Source organism: Nannocystis punicea, assembly GCF_026965555.1.
GTDB lineage: Bacteria > Myxococcota_A > Polyangia > Nannocystales > Nannocystaceae > Nannocystis > Nannocystis punicea.
Genome location: NZ_CP114040.1, coordinates 11,216,498 through 11,236,284 on the forward strand (window position 1 = coordinate 11,216,498; position 19,787 = coordinate 11,236,284).

A 19,787-nucleotide genomic window follows, 5' to 3' on the forward strand; every position below is an offset into this window, starting at 1 on the left:
CGCCGCATGCCGTCGCGGGGCGAGCCGCGGACCGCGAGACAGCTCGGGCCGCCAGCCGGCGAGCCGGGAGCCGCTCGGTCCACGAGATGCACGAAAGGACATGTCCCCGCGGACATGTCCTTTCTACGTCGAGTAGCGGGAGGAGGAGCGGACGAGCGGGGTCGTAAGCCGGGTTTTGTCCCTGGGTTCGTCGCCTCCCCCAGGTGGCGGTCATTCTTCTACGCGGCACTACCCGGGGCGGGACGGGCAGCCCCTGGTGACTTCCTTGCGGAGAGCCACCGTGCCCCTGTTTGGCCTTGCTCCGGGTGGGGTTTACCGTGCGGTCCCTGTCGCCAGGTCCCCGGTGCGCTCTTACCGCACCTTTTCACCCTTACCCGCGCGGACGCGGGCGGTTTGAGTTTCTGTGGCACTTTCCTTCGGGTCGCCCCGACTGGCCTGCGCCAGCACCCTGCCCTGCGGAGCCCGGACTTTCCTCGAGTGCTTCGGCCGTGGCCTATCACCCGCGAACGCCTTGTCCCCCTCGGCCGCTCCTCTCCCGCGGGCGGTGTAGCACGCGGAGGCGCGGCGGCCAAGCGGGGGCGCGGCGCGCCGGGCGGCGAGCTCAGGGCAGCGAGGGCAGCGTGTCGGTCGCGGTCTTGCTGAGCTGACGGACCGCGTGGCGCTCGTCGTGGTCGTTGCAGGCGAGCACCACGACCACGGTGATGTTGTCGTCGCCGCCGCGCTCGAGCGCCAGCTCGGTACAGACCTGCGGCAGCTCGGAGTACAGGTTGTCGCGGGCCAGCGCGGCCAGCTCGTCGAGCGACACGTAGTTGGCGAAGCCGTCCGAGCACAGCAGGTACACGTCGCCGAGGTTGACGTTGACCGGCACGATGTCGGCCTCGACCAGGCGTTCGAAGCCGACCGAGCGGGTGATGATGTGCTTGAGGTCCGACTCCTGCGCCTCTTCCTCGGTGATGAGGCCGGCGAGCACCTGCTCGTTGAGCCAGGAGTGGTCGGTGGTCAGCTGGCACGCCATCGCCGAGCGCAGCAGGTACGCGCGGCTGTCTCCGACGTGGACCACGTAGCCGCGGTCGCCGTGGAACAGGATGCCGGTGAGCGTGGTACCCATCCCGTGGAGCGAGCGGTCCTGCTGCGCCTGGTCGTAGATCCTCGCGCTCGCCTCGCTCGCCGAGGCTTGCAGGATCTCCGCGATCGCCTCCGACCACGCCTGTTGCGGCATGCCGTGCAGGCGTGCCATCCCGCGGCGAACGACCTTGTTCACGACGTCGGCGCACATGGCACTGGCATGTGCACCGCCAGCGTGGCCGCCCATGCCGTCGGCGACGAGGTACAGCCCGAGCGAGCTGTCGACGAGGAAGCTGTCCTCGTTCGCCATGCGGACGCGGCCGACGTCGGTGGATGCCCACGCGATCAAACGCACAGCCTGGACGATACCACGTACGGCAGCGAATCGAGACCTATCCCTTCGTGGTCCGATGCGAGCAGCGTGGGCCGCCGGTGCAGACACGGCGGCGCCGGCAGCGCGTGAGTAAACCGACGGCTCCGAACGGCTCCGGCGGTCCGCGCGTCGGCGGAGCCGGGCCTCGGGGCCAGGTACGGCTGTGGGCCGCCAGGGGCCCGAATCACACGCGGAAGGCCGCCGGCTCGTCGGACATGGAGATCTCCGCGCCGTCGAAGCGGATCCGCTTGGGCTTGTCGTCGAGGACCGTGAGGATGGAGACCGGGCGCCGCCAGATCCGCTCGACGTTGCGGAGGGTGTCGCGGGCGTAATCCATCTTGAGGTCGACGCCCTCGTGGCGGTGGCCGAGCAGCAGCTCGCTGCGGTTGAGGTAGTTGGCGTCGACGACGTAGATGAACGGCTGGCCGAAGTTCGACAGCTGCTGGAGGATCTGCTGCTTGATCTTGCCGAACTCGCGGCCTTCGATCTCGAGCCGGCCGGTGCGGCGGTTCTCCTTGTAGGTGAAGAATTTCTGCTCGCGGCAGAAGTCTTCGGTGAAGAACTCGTCGAGGAAGGTGACGTCGTTGTGCATGCGCCGGACCTCGTAGAGCTTCTGGCGCCCGAGGCCGAGCTTCTTGTCCCACGCGGCGCGCTGCGACAGCGAGGTGCACTCGTCGTACTCTTTGCCGAAGCGGCCGGTGTTCCAGCGGTCTTCGATGTGGCGGTAGAGCTCGACGCCGAGCTTGTACGGGTTGAGCTGGCCGGGGCCCATCGCGGTCACGCCGCTGGCGGCGTCGGCGTAGTCGATGAGCTCGTCGTCGCGCAGCGCTCGCGTGGTCATGATGCGCGAGTGCCAGTAGGTGGCCCAGCCCTCATTCATGATCTTCGTCTGCATCTGCGGCAGGAAGTAGTAGGCCTCCTCGCGGATGATGCCGAGGACGTCGGCCTCCCACGCCTCGAGCGGCGCGTACTGCATGAGGAAGCCGAGCACGTCGCGCTCGGGGTGCGGCGGGTTCTTGCGCTTCTGGGCCTCGTCGGCCTGCTTCTTCTTGGCCTTCTGGGCGGCGAGCAGCTCGGGCGGGTTGATGTAGCCCTCGAGGTAGCTGCGGGTGTTGTGGAGGCGGCCGGGCTCGGGGCCGTTGGCGTCGACCTCGGGGGCGCTGGGCTCGGGGGCGCGGCGGCTCTCCTTGCGGCGGAACGGCAGCCAGGGGTCGATGAGGTTGTCGACGGACAGGCAGGTGTCGACGAAGGTCTCGACGTTGGACACGCCCTGGCGGTCCATGTAGCGGCGCACGCGGGACGCGTTGTTGGCCATCCCGTCGATCATGCGGCGGTCGGTGTGCGAGAAGAAGTAGTTGTTCTTGAAGAAGTCGCAGTGGCCGTAGACGTGGGCCATCACCAGCTTCTGGTCGACGAACGAGTTGCCCTCGAGCAGGTACGCGTAGCAGGGGTTGGTGTTGATGACGAGCTCGTAGATCTTCGACAGCCCGTACGTGTGGCTCTTGAGCATGTGGTCGTACTCCATGCCGAAGCGCCAGTGGGGGTAGCGGACGGGGAAGCCGCCGTAGGCCGCGATCTCGCACATGTGGCGGTAGTCGATGGTCTCGAACACGACCGGGAAGGTGTCGAGGCCGAACTCGTCGGCGTACGACTTGATCTCGTCCTGCAGGTCGCGGAGCGCGGGCGGCAGCTGGCCGGAGGGGCTGTAGAGCGACTGCGTCATGGCTAGCGGCCCCCCTTCAGGAATTCGCGGATCGAGTCCATGATGTCGTCCTTGCTCTTGATCTCGGAGGTCACGAGGGCGATGTTCTTGGCGAACGCGGACCGCAGGTCCTTGATGAACTGGCCCGAGCCGTAGGGCGACTCGACCTGGCCGTAGCCGAACTGGTTGCACTTGGGCAGCAGCTGGTGCTTGACCAGCTGGATGCACGTGGCGGTGTCGTCGACCGACCAGTTGTCGCCGTCGCTGAAGTGGAACGCGTAGATGTTCCACTGCTCGGGGCTGAACTCGGCGTCGATGAGCTCGGCGCACAGCTTGTAGGCCGAGCTGATCATCGTCCCGCCCGACTCGCGGGTGCGGAAGAAGACCTCGCGCTCGACCACCCGCGCGGTCGCGTCGTGGATGATGTAGCGCGACTCGAGGCCCTTGTACTGGCTGCGCAGCCAGGTGTCGATCCAGAACGACTCGATGCGGACGATCTCCTTCTGCTCGTCGCCCATCGAGCCGGACACGTCCATCATGTAGATGATCACCGCGTTGGTCTGCGGCCGCGGGTCGGTGCGCCACGAGCGGTAGCGGCGGTCCTCGCGGATCGGGACGATCACGGGGCGCGCCGGGTCGTACGAGCCCATCGCCACCTGGCGGCGGAGCGCGCGCTTGTAGGTCGCCTTGAAGTTGCGCAGGCTCTCGGGGCCGGTGTTGCGCAGGCCGACGTAGCGGTCCTTGCGGGTCTCGAGCGAGTGAGTCCCCTTGGGCTGGATGTTGGGCAGGCCGAGCTCTTCCCCCATGATCTGAGCGAGCTCTTCGAGGGTGACCTCGACCTCGAGCGCCTTGCCGCCCTCCTGCTCGCCGGCCTTGCCGGCTCCGCCCTGGCCGTCCTTGCCGGTGCCGCCGACCGGGTCGCCGGGCTCGCCGTCGCCCTGGCCGACGCCCTGGCCGCTGTTGTCGCCGTGGACGAACCGCGGGATGTTGATCTGCGGCATCGGGATCGCGACCGTGCCTTGACCCTTCGGAGCGACCATATCGCCGCGCGAGATGTATTTGCGCAAGTTCTGCCGAATTTTGCCGCGAATGATCTCTCGGAAGCGGCTGTGGTCCTGCTCGATGCGCGAAATCATGGACAACCAGAGTATGCGAGGTGCGCGGCAGATGCGAGGCGGTTGCGAGGGCTCGCGCGTCCAGCGGCACAAACGCGACTTTGGCCGCGGTGCGCGCCGACGTGCTCGCGGGCGCGTCGCTTCCGCGGTGGCCGCTTCCGCGACCCTCGTGTACCATCTCGGGTACGATGTCATCCGTCTCGCTCGTCGACCGCGTCGCCGCCCTTCAGGACCAAAAGCGCTACGAAGACCTGCACTGGAGCGGCACCTTCGAGGAGTACCTCGAGCTCGTGCGGCGCAACCCGCGGGTCGCCCGGACCGCCTACGAGCGCCTGTACGACATGGTCCTGTCGCACGGCACCGAGGAGTACGTCGACAGCAAGAAGAAGATCACCCGCTACCGGTTCTTCCAGGACGAGGTGCACGAGGGGCGCGACGCGATCTTCGGCCTCGACATCCCGCTGATGCGGCTGGTCAGCGTGCTCAAGGCGGCGGCGCTGCGCTACGGGACCGAGCGGCGCATCATCCTTCTTCACGGCCCGGTCGGCTCGTCGAAGAGCACGATCGCGCGCCTGCTGAAGAAGGGCCTCGAGGAGTACAGCCGCACGCCCGAGGGCGCGCTCTACACCTACGAATGGACGCTGCCGGAGGGCCTGCGCTACCTGACGGCCGGTCAGGAGAGCTTCTCGTCGCCGATGAACGAGGAGCCGCTGAAGCTGATCCCCGCCGACGTCCGCGAGCAGGCGATCACGTCGCTGGGCCTCGAGAGCGACGGCTTCCGCCCGTACATCCGCGGCAACCTGAACCCGGCGTGCCGCTTCATCTTCCGCGAGCTGATGCTGCACTACAAGGGCGACTGGTCGAAGGCAGTGCGCCACGTGCGGGTCAAGCGGCTGCTGCTGTCCGAGGAGGACCGCATCGGCATCGGCACCTTCCAGCCGAAGGACGAGAAGAACCAGGACTCGACCGAGCTGACCGGCGACATCAACTACCGCCGGATCGCCGAGTACGGCAGCGACACCGACCCGCGCGCCTTCAACTTCGACGGCGAGTTCAACGTCGCCAACCGCGGCGTCATCGAGTTCGTCGAGATCCTCAAGCTCGACGTCGCCTTCCTCTACGACCTGCTCGGCGCCACGCAGGAGCAGAAGATCAAGCCGAAGAAGTTCGCGCAGACCGACATCGACGAGGTCATCATCGGCCACACCAACGAGGCCGAGTACAACCGCCTGCTCGAGAACAAGTTCATGGAGGCGCTGCGCGACCGTACGGTGAAGATCGACGTCCCGTACATCACGAAGCTCAGCGAAGAGATCAAGATCTACGCCAAGGACTACAACCCGAAGAAGGTCCGCGGCCGCTTCATCGCCCCGCACACGCTCGAGATGGCGGCGATGTGGGCCATCCTCACCCGCCTCGAGGACCCGAAGAAGCACCAGCTGTCGCTGCTGCAGAAGCTGAAGCTGTTCGACGGCAAGACCCTGCCCGGGTTCACCCAGGACTCGGTCAAGGAGCTGCGCAAGGAGGCCGTGCGCGAGGGCATGGAGGGCATCTCTCCGCGCTACATCCAGGACAAGATCGCCAACTGCCTGGTGTCCGAGCGCGGGCAGATGAGCATCAACCCGTTCATGGTCCTCAACGAGCTCGAGGGCGGCCTGCGCAGCCACAGCCTCATCAACAACGACGACCAGCGCAAGCGCTACACCGAGCTGCTCGCGGTGGTCAAACAAGAGTACGAGGACATCGTCAAGAACGAGGTCCAGCGGGCCATCAGCGCCGACGCCGACGCCATCGCGCGCCTTTGCGGCAACTACATCGACAACGTCAAGGCGTACACCCAGCGCGAGAAGGTCAAGAACCCGTACACCGGCCAGGACGAGGAGCCCGACGAGCGGCTGATGCGGTCGATCGAGACCAAGATCGACATCCCCGAGTCGCGCAAGGACGACTTCCGCCGCGAGATCATGAACTACATCGGCGCGCTCGCCATCGAGGGCAAGCAGTTCGACTACCGCACCAACGAGCGGCTCTACAAGGCGCTCGAGCTCAAGCTGTTCGAGGACCAGAAGGACAGCATCAAGCTGACCAGCCTGGTCTCGCAGGTGGTCGACCGCGAGGCGCAGGAGAAGATCGACGTGGTCAAGCAGCGGCTCATCCGCAACTACGGCTACGACGAGATCTCGGCGTCCGACGTGCTCACCTACGTCGCCTCGATCTTCGCCCGCGGCGAGATGAAGTAAGCCGGCGCGGTCCGGACTGAAGTAGCGGGAGCCTTCGCGCCCCCGCTACGACGTCGCGGGCACGAGGGGCAGGTCGACGCGGAAGATCGTGCCGACGCCGAGCTCGGAGACGAGGGTGATCGACCCGTGGTGGGCGTGGACGATCTCGCGGGCGATGTAGAGCCCGAGCCCGAGGCCGCTGAACGAGCCGACGCGGTGGGCCCGCTCGAACGGCTGGAACAGCTTGTCGCGGGCCTCCGGGGCGATGCCGATGCCGTGGTCCTCGACCTCGATGCAGACCGCCCCCGGGCGCGGCACGGTGAGCCGGACCGTCACCGGCTGGTTCGCCCCGTACTTGAACGCGTTGCTGACCAGGTTGTCGAGCACTTGCTCGATCCGCCGCCGGTCCCACGCCGCCACGATCGGCGGCTCGACCCGCGCCGGCAGCTCGAGGTGCAGTCCCGTGCGCGCGCGGGCGTCGTGCTCGCACAGCTGCGAGAAGTAGGTCGTGAGCAGCTCGACGACGTCGGCGTCCTGCGGCTCGAGGAACAGCTTCTTGTGCGACAGGCGGGTGGCGTCGAGCATGTCGCCGACCAGCGAGTCGATCTTCCGCGCCTGGCGGATGATGAGCTGCAGCGCCGCGACGAGCGGCTCCTTGGCGGTCGGGTCGGGGTTCGGCGCCGGCAGCTTGCGCAGCAGCGACTCGGCGCGCATGAGGATCGAGGTGATCGGGGTGCGGAGCTCGTGGCTGGCGACCGAGAGGAACTCGTCGCGCACGGCGATGGCGTCGCGCAGGACCTGCTCGGCCTGCTTGCGCGCCGAGATGTCGACGAGCGTGCCGGACATGCGGACCGCCTCGCCGGCGTAGTCGCAGAACACGCCGCCCTGCGAGAACAGCCAGCGGTCGCGGAACTCCGGGTCGCGCAGGCGGAAGTCGGAGCGGAACACGGTGCGGGTGACGAGCGCGTGGTCGAGGGCCTTGCTGACGCGGTCGCGGTCGTCGACGTGGAGCAGCTTGAGGAAGTCGTGGACGTCGTGCGGCTGGTAGTCGGGCGACATGCCGAGCAAGGTCTTGGTCGTGTCGGACCAGATGACCTGCCCGGTGCGCGCGTCCCAGTCCCAGATCCCCGTCTCCGCCGCGCGCATAGTCTCGTTCAGAGCCGTGTACTCGCGCAGGCGCGTGCTGAGGTCGACCACGTAGCCGATGAACTGGTTGAGCTTCGGCCGCACCAGCGCGTAGCCGATCAGCACCGGCACGCGGCTGCCGTCCTTGCGCACGTAGTCCTTCTCGTACGGGCGGCACTTGCCGGTGCGCAGCGCCTCCTCGATGCCCTGGTGGTCGCGCATCAGGTGCTCGGGCGCGGTGCAGCGGTCCCAGCGGAACGCCCCCTGCTCGAGCTCGTCGCGCGTGTAGCCGAGGATCCGCAGGTACTCGTCGGTGACCTCGACCAGCTCGCCGTGCATGTCGCTGACGAACATGCCGACCAGCTGGGCCAGCCCGCCGGCCTTCGCGGCCTCGTAGACCGCCGTCTCGCGCAGGTTCTCGACCACGCACACCGCACCGAGCAGGCGGCCGTCGACCGCGAGCACCGGTCGGGCGCTCTCGCGCACCCGGAGCCGCCGCCCGTCGCGCCACACGAGCGCGTAGCTGTGCGCCGGGGTCCGCGCCCGCGTCCGCAGCGCGACCGCCACCGCCGTCTCCTCGCGGCCCAGCGGCGCGCCGGACAGCGTGACGAGCTCGTCCGCCGGACAGTACGGCGGCAACCCGTCGGACGACAGCCGCAGCAACGCCGCGGCGTCGGCGTTGTACGCGACGATCCGCCCGTGCGCGTCGCAGACGTAGGTGGCGTGCGGCAGCGCCTCCAGCAAGTCGCGCGCGCCGAGCATCTCCAGGGCGGTGGCGTCGGTACCGGTCATGGAAGCGCAGCGACTAGAGTACCGCGTGCGACCCCAGCATGGCTGGCCGGGAGGCCGCGCCGGCGCCCGCCGTGCCGGCTCAGCGGGCGCCGCAGTCGAGACCGCGGCGAACTCACGCGCACCGTCGGCCGCCGGGCCGGGCTCGTCGGCGAGCCCCTCGAGCGGTCGTCCTCACCGCGTCGTCCTCACTCGCAGCGGCTCGGGCGACGCGGGCGGCGGGGCCCGCGGAGCTCTCGACCGCGGGCTGCGACCGCGCTCACAACCTGTCCCGAGAGACAGCATCGAAATACCCGCGGCGTCACGACCCCGAGCTCACCGGGCGGCCGGTCCGCCGTCGAGCATCACGGCCCCCGGAAGGTGGCGATCACCGGGATGTGGTCCGACGGCGCGTCCCAGCCGCGCGGGGTCTTGTCGTGGACCACCGACTCGCAGCGGGCGTACAGCGGGGCGCTGGCGTAGACGTGGTCGATGCGCATGCCCCGGTTGCGGTCGAAGTCGCCGCGGCGGTAGTCCCACCAGGTGAACTGGCCGGGGCGGTCGTCGTGCTTGCGGAAGCAGTCCTGCAGGCCGAACGCCAGCAGCTCGCGCAGGGCCGCGTGCTCCTGCGGCGAGAAGTGGGTGCAGCCCTCGAGCGCGCGCGGGTCGACGACGTCGCGCTCGTCGGGGGCGATGTTGAAGTCGCCGCACAGGATCACCGGCGCGTCGGGCGAGTAGTGCTCGGCGAGCTCGGCCTTGAGGCGGGCCAGCCAGGCGAGCTTGTACGTGAAGGCCTCGGTGCCGAGCGCGGTGCCGTTGGGGACGTAGAGGTTGTAGAGGCGGAGGCCGTCGATCTCGGTGTTCAAGATCCGGCAGTGCGAGTCGGCGTCGCCGCCGCGGAAGCCGGTGATCACCTGGGTCGGCTTGACCTTCGACAGCGTGGCCACGCCGGCGTAGCCCTTGGCCCCGTGGATGTGGACGGTGTAGCCGAGCTCCGCGAACGGCACGCGGGGGAACACCTTGTCCTCGCACTTGGTCTCCTGCAGGCAGGCGACGTCGGGGCTCTTCTCGGCGAGGAAGCTGAGCACGTCGTCGAGGCGCGCGCGGATCCCGTTGACGTTCCACGTCAGCAGCGTGAAGGGCCGGTTCATGGCGCGAACCTTAGCGCAGCCGCGGCGCGACGACGAGGGCGTGGAACAGCAGCGCTAGCCCGAACCACCCCGCCGCCATCAGCACCGAGAGGTCGCCCTTGGCCGCCAGCGCGACCAGCACGAACACGCTCGAGCCGACGTAGACGAGCGGCGCCCACGGATAGAAGGCGACGCGGTACGGCCGCGGATGCTCTGGATCCTTGCGCCGCAGGGCGACCACGCTGGCGACCGCGAGCGAGCCCGAGATGAGCATCGCCGCGGCCGCGTACTCCATCAGCTGCTCGAACCGGTGGCTGAGGATCAGCGCGGTCGCCAGCGCCGCCTGCAGCCACAGCGCGACCACCGGGGTGCCGAAGCGGGCGGACAGGCGGCCGGCGGCGGGGAGGCAGTGGCCCTGCTCGGCCATCGCGTAGGCGATCCGCGAGCCGGTCATGACGGTGCCGTTGATCGAGCCGAGCATCGCCAGCAGGATCATCAGCGTCACGACGATCACCCCGGCGTGGCCGAACAGCGCGCCCGCGGCCGCGGTGCCGGCCTCGCCGACGCCGGCCAGCGCGTGCATCTCGAACACCGAGAGGTAGCCGGCGCACAGCACGAAGTAGAGGATCGCGACCATGAGGGTGCCGCCGACCACCGCCCGCGGCAGGTTGCGGCCCGGGTCGGCGATCTCCCCGCCGATGTAGATCGCCGCGTTCCACCCGGAATAAGCGAAGTAGATCGACAGGTATGCCTGGGCGATCGCGTAGGCCGTCGGCCCCGGGTCCAGGCCGACCCGGAACGCCTCGGCCGAGACCTCGACGGTGCCGATGTCGCCGACCACGAACAGACTCACCGCCAGCAGCACCGCCAGCGGCACCACCGTCAGCACCAGCTGCACGCGCCCGGAGAGCACGATGCCGATGTGATTGAGCCCCGTGAGCGCGACCACCAGCGCGACCGCCCAGAACGTCGGGCCCTCGACCGTCATCACCCCGAGGTCGACCGGCGCGGCGAAGCTCGGCCCGAGCAGCACCGGCAGCTGGAACGCGGCTGTCCCGACGGCCATGGTCGCGAGCGACCCCGGGAAGGTCGCCAGCAGCTGCAACCAACCTGTCGCGAAGGCAATGCCCGGCCCGTAGGCCGCGCGCAAGTACGGGTACTCGCCGCCGGCCCGCGGCATCATGGCCCCGAGCTCCGCCACGCACAGCGCCCCGCACAGCGCCGCCAGTCCGCCGGCCAGCCACAGCAGCAGGAACCACAAGGGGCTCTGCACGTGGGTGGCGACCACCGGCGGGGCGATGAAGATGCCGATGCCGAGCATCGAGCCCGCGACCAGCGCTTGCGCCGCCCAGCGGCCGAGGTGTCGCGTCTCCATCCGGGGCAGCCTAACCGATGATCGGGGTCCGGGCGGCCGGACGCAAGAAACCGGAGCCGCCGCGCGAGCCGCCCGCAGACACCTGGAGCGCGGAGAACTTTGGCCTTTGACAGCGGGCCGGGCCGCGGCTAGCTTCGCGGCTCGGCATGCGGCGGCTGTGCAGCGCGGCGCTGGCGGTGGGGCTCAGCCTTGCGGCCTGCAAGACGGGTCCCAATCTCAGCACGGACTACGGCCAGACCGCGCGCGAGAACTACGAGCTGGCGATCGGTGAGTTCACCGACAAGGACTACGAAGAGGCGATCCAGTACGCCGACTTCGTGCGGATCCGGTTCCCGTTCAGCCGCTACGCCGTCGAGGCCGAGCTGCTGATCGCCCGGGCAGAGTTCGCCCAGGGCAACTACACGACCGCGCAGGACCAGTTCAAGCAGTTCTACAAGCTGCACCCGACGCACAAGCACGTGCTCAACGGTTGGTGCGCGTACATGGCGGCGGTCTCGGCCTACATGAACGCGCCCGAGGGCTTCTTCCTGATGCCCCCGCACTACCAGCGCGACCAGGACCAGCTGCAGGACGCGCTGAACGAGCTGGCCCACTTCTTCAAGCACTACCCCAACAGCTCGCTGAACCCGCTGGCGGTCAAGCTGCAGGACGAGGTCCGCCGCCGCCTGCTCGAGCACGAGCTCTACGTCGCCAAGTTCTACCTCGACCGCGACCGCCCCGAGGCCGCGATCGGCCGGCTCGAGACGGCCCACAAGGAGTACTCCGGCATCGGCCTCGACGCCGAGGTGCTGTTCCTGCTGGCGCTGACGTACCTGAAGATGGACGAGATCGAGCTGTCGCGGACGACCTTCGCCGAGCTGCAGGCGCAGCACCCGAAGCACCACCACGGCCGCCAGGCCCGCCTCTACCTCAAGTACATCCAGGACACCTACGGCCCGGCCGACGCCAGCCGCAAGCGCCCCGACCGCAGCCCGCCGCGCCCGATCGCCCCGCCGCGGCCCAAGCAGGTCGACGAAGAGAGCAAGCCCGGCAAGCCGAAGGCGGCGCTCGAGGGCCCCACGGGTTCGCTGTGAGCCGCGAGACCGACGACGCACCTGTCCCCGCGGACAGCCAGGCCGACGAGCCTGTCCTCGCCGACAGCTCGCCCGCCGACGAGTCACCTGTCCCCGAGGACAGCTCAAATGTCCCCGAGGACAGCCGCCCGCAACCTGTCCGAACGAACAGGAACGGCGAAGCCGCCGCGGGCGCGAGCGACGCCGGCCGGGCTCGCCGCGGCCTGTCCGCGGCCGACCTCGAGCGCCTGCGCGAGCCCCCGCTCCAGACCGCCGACCTGCCCGGCGTGGGCGGCGCCATCCGCGTGCGCCCGGAGGACTTTCGCGTCCGCGAGGTCCCCGCCTACGACCCCGACGGCCGACCCGGCGCGCACGTCCTGCTCGTGCTGACCAAGCGCGGCGTCGGCAGCGAGGACGCGGTCGCCGAGGTCGCGCGCCAGCTCGGCGTCCCGCGCCCCGAGGTCGGCCTCGCCGGCCTCAAGGACAAGGACGCGGTCACCGAGCAGTGGATCTCCCTGCCCGCCGCCGCGGCCGCGCGCCTCGGGCAATTTGTCCATTCGGACATATCCCTCGGGACAGCTCACCCGCACGGCAACAAGCTCCGGCGCGGCCACCTGCGCGGCAATCGCTTCACCATCGTCGTGCGCGACCCGGTCGTCGCCGTCGACGAGGCCGTGACCCGCTGCCGCGCCAAGGTCGAGCGCCTGCGCGCGCTCGGCGGCCTCGACAATCTCTACGGCGAGCAGCGGTTCGGCAGTGACAATTTGGCGCGAGGCCTGGCAGCTCTGGCACGCGCGCGGCGGCGCGGCCGGGCCGACTTCTTGCTGAGCGCCGGGCAGTCGGCGCTGTTCAACCTCTACCTGCTCGAGCGCCGCGCCCGCGGCCTCATGCGCGAGGTGCTGCGCGGCGACATCTTGAAGAAGACGGCCACGGGCGGCCTGTTCGAGTGCACGGACCCGGCCACGGACAAGGCCCGGCTCGATGCCGGAGAACTGGTCATCACCGGGCCGATGTTCGGCAGCAAGATGCGAGCACCGGGTCCGGACACCCCCTCCGGGGCGCTGGAGGCGGAGATCCTGGCGCGCGCGGAGATCGACCTGACGACCCTGCAAGGCTTAGGTCACACCCTCGAAGGGACGCGGCGGCCGCTGCAGATCGCGCCGCTCGCGGTCGACGTGGAAGCTGCGCGCGACGACTTCGGCCCCGGGGTCTCCCTCAGCTTCGAGCTGCCCTCCGGCAGCTACGCGACGGCGCTCCTGCGCGAGCTTCAGCGCCCTGTCTGAGCAGCCGTGCGCCCGCGTCGCCGGCGAACACTGGCCGTTTCGCGCCGGCTGGGCTACGGTTCGCGGGCCCACCAATGAAGCTCTCGGAAAAATTCCTCGAGCTCTCGGCGGTCGGTTCGGAGTGGATCCTCTGGATCCTCGTCGGGCTGTCCGTCGTGAGCGTGGCCGTGATGATCGAGCGCCTGATCTTCTACTCGGGCGTCCAGGGGCGCGACTCGGCGCTGGTCCGGGCGCTCCACGCCGCGCTGGCCGACCGCGACGTCGCCAAGGCCCAGGAGATCCTGCGCTCCGCCACCAGCCCGGGCGCCCGGATCGCCTCGCAGATGCTCGAGACCAGCCACCGCGGCGCCGGCTCGATGGCCGCGATCATGGCCGCGCTGCGCCCCGGCGAGAAGCTCCGGCTCGAGCGCAACCTCAACTTCCTCGGCACCGTCGGCTCGAACTCGCCGTTCATCGGCCTCCTCGGCACGGTGCTCGGCATCATCGAGACCTTCCGCGCCATCGAGCGCTCCGGCGTCATGGGCAGCGCCGAGTACTCGAACGCCGTCATGGCCGGCATCTACGAGGCCCTCGTCGCCACCGCCGTCGGCCTCATCGTCGCCATCCCGGCCGTCATCGCCTTCAACTTCTTCCAGCGCCGCGTCAAGGCGCTGCTCGGCGAGGCCGACGCGCTCACCAACATGGTGCTGTCGCTGTCGGGCAACCAGGCTTCGGGTTCGGACGCCCCGCGCGCCCACTGAGCCGGCCTTCGCAGGGGGATCCACGCCGTGGCCGCCGACACCAATTCCGACGACGAAGAGGGCATCAACAGCATCAACGTCACGCCGCTGGTCGACGTCATGCTCGTGCTGCTGATCATCTTCATGGTCACGACCACGAAGATCCAGGAGTCCGAGGCGCTGGCGATCGACAAGCCCGACGCGCAGACCGGCCAGAAGCTCGAGCCCAAGCAGCACCACATCCTGCTGACCTGCGCGAAGGACGGCAAGCTCGAGGTCGACCACAAGCCGGTCGACTCCGACGCCGCGATCAAGGAAGCGATCACCCGCAAGCTCGCCGAGGGCCGCGACCTCCAGGGCATCATCCAGTGCGACGAGGAGGCCCAGGTCAAGTCGATGATCCACCTCGTCGACCTGCTGCGGGACGCCGGCGTGAAGAAGTACGCCATCGCCACGGAGAAGCCCAAGGCCACCCCCGCCCCGAGCTGAGCGAGACCTGCGATGCGCCTCGGCGGCAGCTTCCTCTCGAGATCGGGCACCGGGGCGTTCGGCTCGCTCGGGCTCCACGCCGTGCTCGCGGTGCTGCTGTCGTACCTCTCGATCGAGCCGCCGAAGCCCGAGGAGCCGCAGATCGACCTCGTGGAGTTCGAGATCCCCGAGCCCGAACCGGAGCCCGAGCCCGAGCCCGAACCGGAGCCCGAGAAGCCGCAGGAGACCCCGCCCGAGCCGCAGCCGGTGCCCGAGGTCCGCAAGAACGAACCGCCGCCCAAGGCCAAGCCCAAGGCCAAGGCCGAGACGCCGGAGCCCGAGCCCGACGAGGCCCCGCCGCCGCTGCGCATGGACGCCAGCCAGACCACCTCCTCCGGCAACAGCGGCGTGAAGATCGGCGTCGGCGCCCCGGGCGGCACGCCCGGCGGCACCGGCAGCCCCGAGTCCAAGGGCAAGGGCGGCAGCCCCAAGGGCACCCCCGGCGGCACCGGCGACGGCGGCCCGACCTGGGAGCCGCGCGGCGAGCTCTACATCCGCGAGCTCCCGGCCGTCCTCAACGTGCCGCGAGAGGACTGCCCCGCCGTCCAGGAGCTCGGCATCGAGGGCGTCGTCATCCTCACCGTCCAGGTCCGTCGCGACGGCACGGTCAAGGACGTCAAGATCGCCAAGGACATCGGCCACGGCTGCGGCAAGGTCGCGGCCAAGGCCCTGCGCAAGGCCAAGTTCCGGCCCGCCATCGCCACCAACGGCCAGCCCGCCGACTTCGAACTGCGCTACGAGTACGAGTTCCAGCTCGGCGACTGACGACCCGCTGTCCGCAGCGTCGGCCACGATCGGTCGCTGCCTCGGGCAGACGAGTCGGCGCTTCCGCCCCGCCATCGCGCTCGACGGCCGCGCCGTCGCGCCCACGCTCCATCGCGAAGTGAGGCTGCCCGGCCCCGCGCGCGTGCGGGCGCGCGTTTGCTCCCCGCCGGCGATCGGCGCTATCGTCCGCCCGCCGTGCCGCGCGCGCTCCGTCTCCACGACCTCGGTCCGTCCGATTCGGCCCGCCGCGCGTGGCTCGCCGGTCTCCTGTCTCTCGGGACATGTCTCGGAGTCGCCTGCGCCCCCGACCTGCCGGTGAGCCAGCGGATCGCTAGCCCGCGGATCCTCGCCCTGCGCAGCGACGTCATCACCCCCCTGTTCCCCGGCGACGAGCCGGCCGACGCCGGCACTCGCTGCGAGGCCCTGCCGTTCGAGAAGGTGCGCGTCACCCCGTTCATGGTCGAGCCGACCGGCATCCTCGACATCGCCGGCCCCGACTTCGACCCGATGTGGATCGCCTGTCAGCTCGGCCCCGGCCAGGGCCTGTTCGCCTGCCTGCGCGCCGCCGTCCCGATCGACCTCGACACGCTCGAGGAGTGCCCCGTCCCGAGCTTCGCCGACCTCGACCCGAACGCGCCGGGGCTGCCGGAGTACCCGAGCCCGTGCCGCCTGCCCGACGACGGCAGCGACGACGGCCGCATCGACTTCGTCGCCCCGTTCGCCGCCAACCTGCTGCTCGGCGGCGACCTCGAGCTGACGATGATCAGCCAGGGGCCGGGCTCGCCGAGCACCCGCGAGTGCGCCGAGGCCATGCTGAGCAAGGCCGCCGACCTGCCGAACGAGTGCATCTACGCCGTCGCGCGCGTCTCGGTCGGCCCGATCGAGAAGCTGCTGTCGTTCGCCGGCATGTTCGGCTTCGAGCTGCCGCCGGAGCTCGGCGAGGTACCTGACCCCGAGGACATCCCGGACGGCGACCGCAACCCGCGGATCACCAGCTTCCGCGTCACGATCCTCGACCCCGAGGCCGAGGAGGAGACCGAGCTCGGCGAGCTGCCGCGCGGGGCGGTGATCCAGGTGAAGCGCGGGCAGACGATCGAGATCGACACCGAGACCCCGGCCCACGACCTCCAGACCTACCCCGTGCCGATCAACAACGGCGTCGGCGGCATGGGCTCGGAGCTGCAGACCGAGCGCATCGACGGCTCCTGGTACCGCACCTGGGGCCGCCTGCTCTCCGGCGGCAGCGACGACCGCGAGGCCTTTAATCAGTGGACCATGCGCAAGGGCGAGCAGGACGCGGACGAGCTCCCGCCCGACGGCCGCGCGACCCTGTTCTATGTCCTGAGGGACAGCCGCCTCGGCGTCGACTGGTGGTGGCTCGAGGTCGAGGTCGAGCCCTGACGCCCGCCGGCCGCCGTCCTGCCTGATGCCACCACTGCCTCGCCGGACGTGAGTCGAGCTCGAGGCCGCCGAACGACGACCTGCTTCATGTCCTCGCGGACAGCCGCCTCGACATCGACCGCTGCGAGTCGAGGTCGAGGCAATCGCCTCCGCATCGACCGGTGAACGGTTGGCGGGGCCGACCTTGCCTCGACCTGTCTCATGTCCTCAAGGACATCCGCCTTCGACCGGTGGTCAGCTCCAGGTCGAGCCGGGCGCCTCGACCTGTCGACCGCGTAAGTGTGCGCGAGCGCCCTCTCGTGCGCGACCGGCTACTTTCTCATGTCCTCAGGGACAGCCGCCTCCGCGCCCTCCGGTGGCGGCTCGAGGTCGAGGTCGAGCCATGAGCCGTGGGGCCCCGCGGGGAGCGCCGTCCGGGCCGCGTCGCCGCGATCGACGGGTCTTTCGTCCGGACCTGGCTCACGCGGTCGCGCCGACCCCCGGCCCGCCCCGATAGTTTCAGCCTGCAATGCAGGCGGCGGCCCGGTCCCGTGGGTGCCCCCCGGCAAACCCGGGCGCCACTCGCTGCGCGGGGCTCGGAGCCTGGCCGCACACCCGGGGGGTGCCGCTTGACCCCGCCGGCCCCCGGCGTTACTAGCCCTCTGGATCCGTGCTGGGACTCACCGTAACCCTGCTCGCCGCCATGCTCGACGCTCCTGCGCCGGGCACCCTCGACCCGACGACCGGCATGCCGACGGATGTCCAGAACCGGGCCAATCCGCCGCCTGTCGAGTCGCGTCCGGCACCGGGCGTCAACTTCGGCCAGTCGCCCACCAGCGTCACGCCGCCGGCGACTCGGCCCCCGAGTCCCGCCGATCCCAGCGCCCCGCGCACCCCGTTGATGCGGCCGCGGCCTGACGCTGTCCCTTCGGGCACGACCCCGCAGCCAGGTCCTTCGGACCAGGTCACGCCCAGCGCCCCGGCGCCCGACCCGGCCACCCTGTACCCGCTGTCGTTCGCGGCCGAGGAGCTGTCGCTCAGCGAAGTGCTGAAGAGCGCGCTCGACGGCAACATCGACCTGCGCAACAGCGCGATCGACATCGCCATCACGGAGAAGCAGATCACCGCGGCGCTGGGCGCCTACGACGTGTTCTTCCTCGCCGGCGTCACCGCCAGCAAGAACGTCGCCCCGCAGCGCGGCTCGCAGATCGCCATCAACGTCGGTCAGCAGAGCCTGTCGGGCAACTTCGGCTTCGAGCGCAAGCTCGAGTCGGGCGGTACGATCAACTTCACCGTCACCACCACGCGCGCCTCGACGCTGCAGCCGCTCAACATTCAGAACGCCTCTGCCGGCGTCCGTTCGCTGAACTCCTACCTGATCTCGCCGAGCCTGACGCTGACCCATCCGCTGCTGCGCAACGCCGGCGTGCGGGTCAACCGGGCCGACATCGACCGGGCCCGGATCGCGCGCACGCAGATGGAGGCCAACCAGCTGCAGATGGCGCAGACGGCCATCCACGACATCATCCTGGCCTACTGGGACGTCCTGTTCGCCTCGCGCGACCTCGAGAACAAGCGCCGCAGCGCCGCCACGACCTCCGAGCAGCACCGCCGGGTCAAGGCCGAGGTCGCGGCCGGCCGCAAGTCGCAGCTCGACCTCGACACGATCTATCAGTCGCTCGTCGCCCGCGAGAACGAGGTCGTGCTGGCCGAGAACACCCTGCTCGACCGCAGCCTGACGCTGCGGCAGTTCATGGGCCAGGAATTCTCGAAGCGCAAGGTCCTCGGCGTGCTGCCGCAGACCGACCCGCAGGCGCTCGCGCCGCGGGAGATCGATCTCGAGGCCGAGATCAAGAAGGCGTTCCAGGCCAACCCGCAGCTGCGCTCGCTCGAGATCGGCATCGCCAGCCGCCGCATCGACGAGCTGGTGGCCGCCAACGCCCGCCTGCCGATCCTCGACTTCCGGTTCCAGTTCACCCCGCAGGGCCGCAGCGTCGACCAGAACGCGGTCCCCGACACCGGCATCCCGGCCCAGCGCGCCTCGTGGCCGCAGGCCTTCTCGAACTTCTTCACCGCGACCGACCAGGCCAAGGTGAACTTCAACACCGGCCCGTTCGCCGACTTCAACATCAGCGGCTCGCTCAACTTCAACTTCGACATCCAGGGCCGCACGCCGAAGGCCAACCACGAGCGCGTGGTCCTCGAGATCCGCAAGGCCGAGTACAACCTGCAGAAGTCGCAGCAGCAGATCTCGATCGCCGTCATCCGCTCGGTCAACGCCATGCGCACCGCCAGCGCGCGCCTCACGATCACGAGCGAGGCGGTGCGCCTGGCCGAGTCGAACCTGCGCGCCGAGGAGGCCCGCTTCCGCGTCGGCCGCTCGACCAGCTACGACGTGCTGTTCCGCCAGGACGAGCTCGCGCTGGCCCAGTTCAACGCGCTCTCGGCCCAGATCGACTTCCTGCGCGCGACCGTCGAGCTGCAGACCCTCACCGGCCAGCTGCTGCCGTCCTACGGCCTCGAGCTGACCGGCGCAGCCGGAGCCGGAGCGCGCCCGACGTCGAGCCCGACGGGCGGCAGCTACCGCTGACCCGACGAGCTGCGCCGGTGACCTACCGGCGTTGCTCGCCGCGCCCGCGAGCTGTCCTTTTGGACAGCCAGCCCGAAGCGCGCCCCAGCTCCCCGTTCCTCGCTCGGCTCTGCGAGCTGACCCTTTTAAATAGCGAGCCCGAAGCAGGGCCCCGGCACTTGCGATTTTGTCGGCCGCGCGCCTCCATGCGGAAGCCGACCGCAAGCTTGCGGGACTCACGTCTCGCCCAGGGCCCCCGCACCTGCGAGCCCGTCGGCCGCACGCCTCCATGCGGAAGCCGACCGCGAGCTTGCGGGACTCACGTCTCGCTCAGGGCCCCCGCACCTGCGAGTCCGTCGGCCGCGCGCCTCCATGCGGAAGCTGACCGCGAGCTTGCGGGACTCACGTCTCGCTCAGGGCCCCCGCACCTGCGAGTCCGTCGGCCGCACGCCTCCCCGCGGAAGCCGACCGCGAGCCCGTCTCGCTCACCAGTCGCTCGGCCGCGACTGCGAGCTGTCCTTTTGGACAGTGAGCTCGAATCGCAGCGCCATGACCCAGCGAAGTCGTCGCGCGCCCGCCTCCTTGCCGGACCTCGAGCCTGCCGGACGCCGACACACGC

The 19,787-nt window shown here is 69.9% G+C and carries 14 protein-coding genes and 1 other RNA gene; 8 read left to right on the top strand and 7 right to left on the bottom strand.

What is annotated here, in order from left to right:
• Window positions 1–148 precede the first annotated feature (148 nt).
• From rnpB to O0S08_RS42970, 4 genes are all read right to left on the bottom strand, one after another.
• An RNA gene (gene rnpB / locus O0S08_RS42955) (RNase P RNA component class A) lies at window positions 149–523 on the bottom strand.
• Window positions 524–601: 78 nt separating this feature from the next.
• A complete protein-coding gene (locus tag O0S08_RS42960) occupies window positions 602–1,420 on the bottom strand; it encodes a PP2C family protein-serine/threonine phosphatase (protein WP_096328098.1) in 819 nt (272 codons plus the stop codon).
• Window positions 1,421–1,622: 202 nt separating this feature from the next.
• Window positions 1,623–3,161: a SpoVR family protein gene (locus O0S08_RS42965; protein WP_269035330.1), complete on the bottom strand. Its 1,539-nt coding sequence runs from the start codon at window positions 3,159–3,161 to the stop codon at window positions 1,623–1,625.
• Window positions 3,162–3,163: 2 nt separating this feature from the next.
• A complete protein-coding gene (locus O0S08_RS42970; RefSeq protein ID WP_269035331.1) occupies window positions 3,164–4,276 on the bottom strand; it encodes a DUF444 family protein in 1,113 nt (370 codons plus the stop codon).
• Between the two features lie 167 nt (window positions 4,277–4,443).
• Here O0S08_RS42970 and O0S08_RS42975 point away from each other — a divergent pair, with 167 nt between their 5' ends.
• Window positions 4,444–6,495, top strand: a complete 2,052-nt coding sequence (locus O0S08_RS42975; RefSeq protein ID WP_269035332.1) for a PrkA family serine protein kinase — start codon at window positions 4,444–4,446, stop codon at window positions 6,493–6,495.
• Between the two features lie 45 nt (window positions 6,496–6,540).
• On the opposite strand, the gene O0S08_RS42980 is transcribed toward O0S08_RS42975, so the two are convergent.
• From O0S08_RS42980 to O0S08_RS42990, 3 genes are all read right to left on the bottom strand, one after another.
• On the bottom strand, window positions 6,541–8,391 hold the full coding sequence (locus O0S08_RS42980) for an ATP-binding protein (protein WP_269035333.1): 1,851 nt from the start codon (window positions 8,389–8,391) through the stop codon (window positions 6,541–6,543).
• A gap of 341 nt (window positions 8,392–8,732) precedes the next feature.
• Complete coding sequence (xth, locus tag O0S08_RS42985) at window positions 8,733–9,518, bottom strand: exodeoxyribonuclease III (RefSeq protein ID WP_269035334.1); 786 nt, start codon at window positions 9,516–9,518, stop codon at window positions 8,733–8,735.
• A gap of 10 nt (window positions 9,519–9,528) precedes the next feature.
• Complete coding sequence (locus O0S08_RS42990) at window positions 9,529–10,872, bottom strand: APC family permease (protein WP_269035335.1); 1,344 nt, start codon at window positions 10,870–10,872, stop codon at window positions 9,529–9,531.
• Window positions 10,873–11,018: 146 nt separating this feature from the next.
• Between O0S08_RS42990 and O0S08_RS42995 the strand changes: the two genes are divergently transcribed.
• The 7 genes from O0S08_RS42995 (at window position 11,019) to O0S08_RS43025 (ending at window position 19,189) form a co-directional block, all read left to right on the top strand.
• Window positions 11,019–11,945: an outer membrane protein assembly factor BamD gene (locus tag O0S08_RS42995; RefSeq protein WP_269035336.1), complete on the top strand. Its 927-nt coding sequence runs from the start codon at window positions 11,019–11,021 to the stop codon at window positions 11,943–11,945.
• A complete protein-coding gene (gene truD, locus O0S08_RS43000; protein ID WP_269035337.1) occupies window positions 11,942–13,207 on the top strand; it encodes a tRNA pseudouridine(13) synthase TruD in 1,266 nt (421 codons plus the stop codon). Before O0S08_RS42995 ends, truD begins: the two co-directional genes overlap by 4 nt.
• A gap of 74 nt (window positions 13,208–13,281) precedes the next feature.
• Complete coding sequence (locus O0S08_RS43005; RefSeq protein ID WP_269035338.1) at window positions 13,282–13,947, top strand: MotA/TolQ/ExbB proton channel family protein; 666 nt, start codon at window positions 13,282–13,284, stop codon at window positions 13,945–13,947.
• A 27-nt stretch (window positions 13,948–13,974) separates the two neighbouring features.
• Window positions 13,975–14,415 carry an ExbD/TolR family protein gene (locus O0S08_RS43010; RefSeq protein ID WP_269035339.1) on the top strand — a complete coding sequence of 147 codons (441 nt, stop codon included), beginning with the start codon at window positions 13,975–13,977 and terminating at the stop codon, window positions 14,413–14,415.
• Window positions 14,416–14,427: 12 nt separating this feature from the next.
• Window positions 14,428–15,219, top strand: a complete 792-nt coding sequence (locus O0S08_RS43015; protein WP_269035340.1) for an energy transducer TonB — start codon at window positions 14,428–14,430, stop codon at window positions 15,217–15,219.
• A 195-nt stretch (window positions 15,220–15,414) separates the two neighbouring features.
• Window positions 15,415–16,620, top strand: coding sequence for a hypothetical protein (locus O0S08_RS43020; protein WP_269035341.1), 1,206 nt, complete (start codon window positions 15,415–15,417; stop codon window positions 16,618–16,620).
• 649 nt (window positions 16,621–17,269) lie between these two features.
• Window positions 17,270–19,189 (top strand): TolC family protein, encoded by a 1,920-nt coding sequence (locus tag O0S08_RS43025; RefSeq protein WP_269035342.1) that lies wholly within the window; start codon window positions 17,270–17,272, stop codon window positions 19,187–19,189.
• Window positions 19,190–19,787 lie beyond the last annotated feature (598 nt).

Excerpts from the sequence above, each read along its gene's own strand:
- O0S08_RS42965 (WP_269035330.1), bottom strand. The coding sequence starts at position 3,161 with ATGACGCAGTCGCTCTACAGCCCCTCCGGCCAGCTGCCGCCCGCGCTC.
- O0S08_RS42970 (WP_269035331.1), bottom strand. The coding sequence starts at position 4,276 with ATGATTTCGCGCATCGAGCAGGACCACAGCCGCTTCCGAGAGATCATT.
- O0S08_RS42975 (WP_269035332.1), top strand. The coding sequence starts at position 4,444 with ATGTCATCCGTCTCGCTCGTCGACCGCGTCGCCGCCCTTCAGGACCAA.
- O0S08_RS42980 (WP_269035333.1), bottom strand. The coding sequence starts at position 8,391 with ATGACCGGTACCGACGCCACCGCCCTGGAGATGCTCGGCGCGCGCGAC.
- xth (WP_269035334.1), bottom strand. The coding sequence starts at position 9,518 with ATGAACCGGCCCTTCACGCTGCTGACGTGGAACGTCAACGGGATCCGC.
- O0S08_RS42990 (WP_269035335.1), bottom strand. The coding sequence starts at position 10,872 with ATGGAGACGCGACACCTCGGCCGCTGGGCGGCGCAAGCGCTGGTCGCG.
- O0S08_RS42995 (WP_269035336.1), top strand. The coding sequence starts at position 11,019 with ATGCGGCGGCTGTGCAGCGCGGCGCTGGCGGTGGGGCTCAGCCTTGCG.
- O0S08_RS43005 (WP_269035338.1), top strand. The coding sequence starts at position 13,282 with ATGAAGCTCTCGGAAAAATTCCTCGAGCTCTCGGCGGTCGGTTCGGAG.
- O0S08_RS43015 (WP_269035340.1), top strand. The coding sequence starts at position 14,428 with ATGCGCCTCGGCGGCAGCTTCCTCTCGAGATCGGGCACCGGGGCGTTC.